General features: G+C 65.5%; 5 protein-coding genes and 1 tRNA gene. 1 reads left to right on the top strand and 5 read right to left on the bottom strand.

Going from position 1 to position 4,410, the window contains the following annotated elements; all coding sequences use genetic code 11:
- Window positions 1-11: 11 nt before the first annotated feature.
- The 5 genes from nusG to ABDZ95_RS12625 all read right to left on the bottom strand — a co-directional run bounded on the left by nusG (window position 12) and on the right by ABDZ95_RS12625 (window position 2,703).
- Complete coding sequence (gene nusG / locus ABDZ95_RS12605; protein ID WP_343794262.1) at window positions 12-578, bottom strand: transcription termination/antitermination protein NusG; 567 nt, start codon at window positions 576-578, stop codon at window positions 12-14.
- A 9-nt stretch (window positions 579-587) separates the two neighbouring features.
- Complete coding sequence (secE, locus tag ABDZ95_RS12610) at window positions 588-878, bottom strand: preprotein translocase subunit SecE (RefSeq protein WP_343794264.1); 291 nt, start codon at window positions 876-878, stop codon at window positions 588-590.
- Window positions 879-949: 71 nt separating this feature from the next.
- A tRNA-Trp gene (locus tag ABDZ95_RS12615) sits at window positions 950-1,025 on the bottom strand.
- Window positions 1,026-1,136: 111 nt separating this feature from the next.
- On the bottom strand, window positions 1,137-2,477 hold the full coding sequence (locus tag ABDZ95_RS12620) for a hemolysin family protein (protein ID WP_343794266.1): 1,341 nt from the start codon (window positions 2,475-2,477) through the stop codon (window positions 1,137-1,139).
- A gap of 94 nt (window positions 2,478-2,571) precedes the next feature.
- Window positions 2,572-2,703, bottom strand: coding sequence for a hypothetical protein (locus ABDZ95_RS12625; RefSeq protein WP_343794268.1), 132 nt, complete (start codon window positions 2,701-2,703; stop codon window positions 2,572-2,574).
- A 184-nt stretch (window positions 2,704-2,887) separates the two neighbouring features.
- On the opposite strand from ABDZ95_RS12625, the gene ABDZ95_RS12630 reads away from it, so the two are divergent.
- On the top strand, window positions 2,888-4,183 hold the full coding sequence (locus tag ABDZ95_RS12630; RefSeq protein ID WP_343794270.1) for a flavin monoamine oxidase family protein: 1,296 nt from the start codon (window positions 2,888-2,890) through the stop codon (window positions 4,181-4,183).
- Window positions 4,184-4,410: the final 227 nt, after the last annotated feature.

The following is a 4,410-nucleotide window of genomic DNA, read 5'->3' on the forward strand; positions in this document are numbered from 1 at the left end:
TGGGATCGGGCTTACGCCGCGACCTTCTCCACCTGATTGTACTCCAGATCCACCGGGGTCGGACGGCCGAAGATCGACACGGCCACGCGCAGACGGGCGTTGTCCTCGTCGACGCTCTCGACCTGGCCGTCGAAGCTGGCGAACGGGCCGTCGATGACCTTGACGGTCTCGCCGATGTCGAAGCGGATCGTGGGCTTCGGACGCTCGACGCCCTCTTCCACCTGACCGACGATCTGCTGAACCTCACGTTCCGAGACCGGCAGCGGCTTGGTGCCTCCCGCGGCGCCCAGGAAACCCGTCACCTTCGGCGTGTTCTTGACCAGGTGGTAGGCGTTGTCGGTCATCTCCATCTTCACCAGCACATAGCCCGGGAAGAATTTGCGCTCCGAGTTCACCTTGCGGCCGCGACGGACCTCGACGACCTCTTCGGTCGGCACCAGGATCTCCGAGAAATTATCCTCGAGGCCCTGCTGCTTGGCCTGCTCGCGCAGTTGCTCGGCGACCTTCTTCTCGAAGTTCGAGTAGGCGTGGACGATGTACCACTTGTGCCGGGGATTGGCGGGCTTGGCTTCGGTCATGGTCGGGTCTTATCGGCCGATCGAAAGAATGAATTGCGAAACGACGGTCAGACCGGCGTCGACGACGAAGAAGAACACGCTGGCGATCGCGACCATGATGAAGACCATCACCGAGGTGATCCAGGTCTCCTTGCGGCTGGGCCACACGATCTTCTTCGCCTCGGCCTGAACCTGGGCGATGAATTGGGGGATCGAGGTCTTCTTCTTGGCGACAGGCGCGTCAGCCGCCACGGCGTTGCCGGCGATGGCCGGCTGGGCGGTCTGGGGACGGCGTCCCGACGGAGTCTTGGCCTTGGCCATGCGGTTCTCTTCAAACATCTATTCCTGTCGCATCAGATGGGGAGACCCAACCCGATGCGACAGGGGAGAAATGGCAGGAGTTGGGGGACTCGAACCCACGACCCCCGGTTTTGGAGACCGGTGCTCTACCAGCTGAGCTAAACTCCTAGGACAAAACACAACGCGCCGGCGGGGACGAACCCCATCGGCGCGTGGTCTTCGCCAGAGCCGGGGTGATTACCAGCGTGGCCCGGGCATATCAAGCCGTTAAGCCGGCTCTCAGTCCTGTTCCTCGATATGAGCCGCCACGGCGTCCGCCTCGTCCTCCTTGCGGACCAGTTGGCGGAACAGCAGCTTGTCGATGCGACGGTCGTCCATATCGATAACCTCGACCTCGAAACGGCCCAGTTGCAGCACCTCGCCCTCGTCCGGCACGCGCGACAGCTGGTGCAACACCAGGCCCGCCACGGTGTGGAAACCCTCGCGCTCGCCGAAGTCCTCGCCCAGCTCGTCGGCCAGTTCCTCGAGGTCGGTCTGCCCATCGACCAGCCAGCTGCCGTCCTCGCGCTGGCGAATCATCGCCTCGCCCTCGTCGTGCCCCTCGTCGAAATCGCCGGCGATCATTTCCAGCAGGTCGGTGGCGGTCACCACGCCTTCGAACGCGCCGAACTCGTCGACGAGGAAGGCCATGTGGACTTTCGAAGACTTCAGGATGTCGAGAGCCTTCAACACGGAAGTCGACTGAGGAATGAAGGCCGGGGTCTGCACCAGCGATTCGACATCGAACTTGCCGGTCGTCAGCAGGCTGTCGAGCAGATCCTTCTTGTGGACCACGCCCAGCGGGTTATCGACGTCGCTCTCCTTCGCCACCACGATCCGCGAATAGGGGCAGGCGCGGATTTCGTCGCGGATCTGCTGTTCGGTGTCGTCCAGCGCGATCCAGAAGACCTCGTGGCGTGGCGTCATGGCCACCCGGATCGGGCGGTCGCCCAGCGTCAGGATCTCCTCGATCATGATCTGCTCTTCAGGCTCGATCAGACCGGCCGAGGTGCCCTCGGCGATCATGGTCTCCACCTCTTCCTGGGTGACGTCCGAGCCGTCGCGATCCTTGACGCCCAGCACCTTCAGGATGCCCGAGGTCGAGGCCGTCAGCAGCATGACGAAGGGCTTCAGCACCAGAGCCAGAGTCGAGATCGGCGCGGCCATCTTCGACGCCACGGCCTCGGGGAAGATCAGCGCGATCCGCTTTGGCACCAGTTCGCCGACGATCAGCGACACATAGGTGATCATCACAACCACGATGCCGGTTGCGATCGCCTCGGACCAGGCGGCGATCGCGGGGATGTTCCGCTCAAGAATGTGATTCAGTTCGCCAGCGATGGCGGCTTGACCGTAGGCGCCGGCCAGAATGCCGATCGCCGTGATGCCGACCTGTACAGCAGAGAGGAAGTGGGTCGGATTTTCAGCCAGCTTGAGAGCCGCGCGCGCACCGCGGTCCCCCTTCTCGGCACGGCTGTGAAGCTTGGACTTCCGGGAAGAGACGACCGCCAATTCGGTCATGGCGAAAACGCCGTTGAGCACCACCAGGAGCAGAACGACGAGGATAGCGATGGCTAACATTTAGGGGGGTATGAACCGGCGCGGCGCATCAGACGGCGTCCGCCAGCACATGATAGGGGCATGTGCCCCGTTCCGCCAAGGTTTCCTTGTCGCATCAGCCCCGGCGGCCAGCCTCGATGCCGCCGTAAGGACCGCGCGCGCCGCTGTCGTCAGCCGGGATAGCCGCACAGGCGCTCATCCCGATCAGGGTGCCGATGAACAGGCCGATGTGGAGCGCGCGCCGCATTGGTTACCAAATCCTTAACAACCTCAAGCGGACGTAGACGACGGAATCGGATCGGGGGCAAGCCGATGCGCGCGATGCGGCGGCCGTTAATCGCGTCCCTCCCCTGTGGGGCGAGCGCTTTCGTCGAACAGCGCTTCTGCGCCCTTCCCGCTCGTGGCAGTCTGATCGTCGGGAGGATCGCCGCATGATGCTGACCCGAAGGGCCGCCCTGCTGGGCCTGGCCGCCGCCGCGCCCCTGGGCGCGTTCCGCCTGCCCTCCGATCCGGATGTCGTGGTTGTCGGCGCCGGTTCCGCCGGCATCGCCGCCGCCCTGACACTGCAGGCGCAGGGAAGAAGCGTCGTCGTGGTCGAGGCCATGGACCGCATCGGCGGCCGGGCCCTTACCGACACGTCGACCTTCGGCGTGCCATTCGACGTCGGCTGCGCCTGGCTGCACAAGTCGGACGACAATCCTTACACTGGCTACGCCCGCGCCAACGGTTTCCGGCTGCAGGCGCACGAATACGATCCGGAGCGGGTCTGGCTGGGCTCGCAGCCCACGCCCGCCCGGCTGGTCAACGAAGCCGAGGCGGCGATGAGCGAGACCATCGCCGACGCCGAAGCCGACGTCCCCGCCTCAACACTGGTTGATCTTTCCGATCCGATCGCCGAGGCCGCAGGCGACTATCTCGGTGCGCTGGACATGGCGGTCGACCTCGATGAGCTGTCATCGCTGGACTACGCCTCGACCGACGACCTCGAGCCCAATCTGCTGTGTGCCGAGGGCTTCGGCTCCATAGTCCATCATCGCGGACGAGCCCTGCCGGTTCGGCTGAACACCCCGGTGCGCCACATTCGCTGGGACGGTCCGGGCGTGACGGTCGAGACCGATGCCGGCTCGATCCAGGCCGGCGCGGTGATCGTCACCGTCTCCACCGGGGTCCTCGCAAATGGGGGCATCCGCTTTACGCCCGATCTGCCCGTCGAGACGCAGGAGGCCGTCACCGACATCCCCATGGGCATGCTGGCCAAGATCCCATTGCAGATCCGGGGTCAGCGCTTCGGGCTGGAGCCGTTCACCGACGTCCTGCTGGCCCGGCGCGGCCGTCGCGACCTCTACTTCCTCAGCTTCCCGTTCGACACCGATCTGATGGTCGGCTTCGTCGGCGGCGATCTGGGCTGGGAATTGTCCGCCGCCGGCGAGGACGCCGCCGTCGATTTCGCGACGCAAGGGCTGGTCGAGATGTTCGGCTCCGATGCTGCGTCAGCCGTGGTGAAGGGCGGCCTGACCCGCTGGGCTTCCAATCCCTGGACCCGCGGCGCCTATGCCGCCGTCACACCCGGCCGCCACGGGGCACGCGAGGCTCTGGCCCGCCCGGTCGGAGACCGCATCTTCTTCGCCGGTGAAGCGCTGGCAAGAGGCCTGATCCAGACCTGCGGCGGGGCCTTCCGATCCGGAGAAGCGGCGGCCCGTGCGGTATCGGCTCTGGTTCGCGTCTAGGCCAGGCGGTTCATCACCGCGAGCACATCGAGGCACGACGGACACGGCGAAAGCCGTGCACGCTCGCCCGTCCGCGGACCGCCCGCAGGGCAGTCGGAGTGGCGCTTCGCGCAAACAAACTGACGCCATAGCGCCCCCCTGTGTTCGCCGTGCCTCTCCGTGCCCGCCGTGATGAACCGCGAACAGACCCCCAAAGAAAAACCCCCGCCGGATCGCTCCGCCGGGGC

It is taken from the genome of Brevundimonas kwangchunensis, from assembly GCF_039523815.1.
Lineage (GTDB): Bacteria > Pseudomonadota > Alphaproteobacteria > Caulobacterales > Caulobacteraceae > Brevundimonas > Brevundimonas kwangchunensis.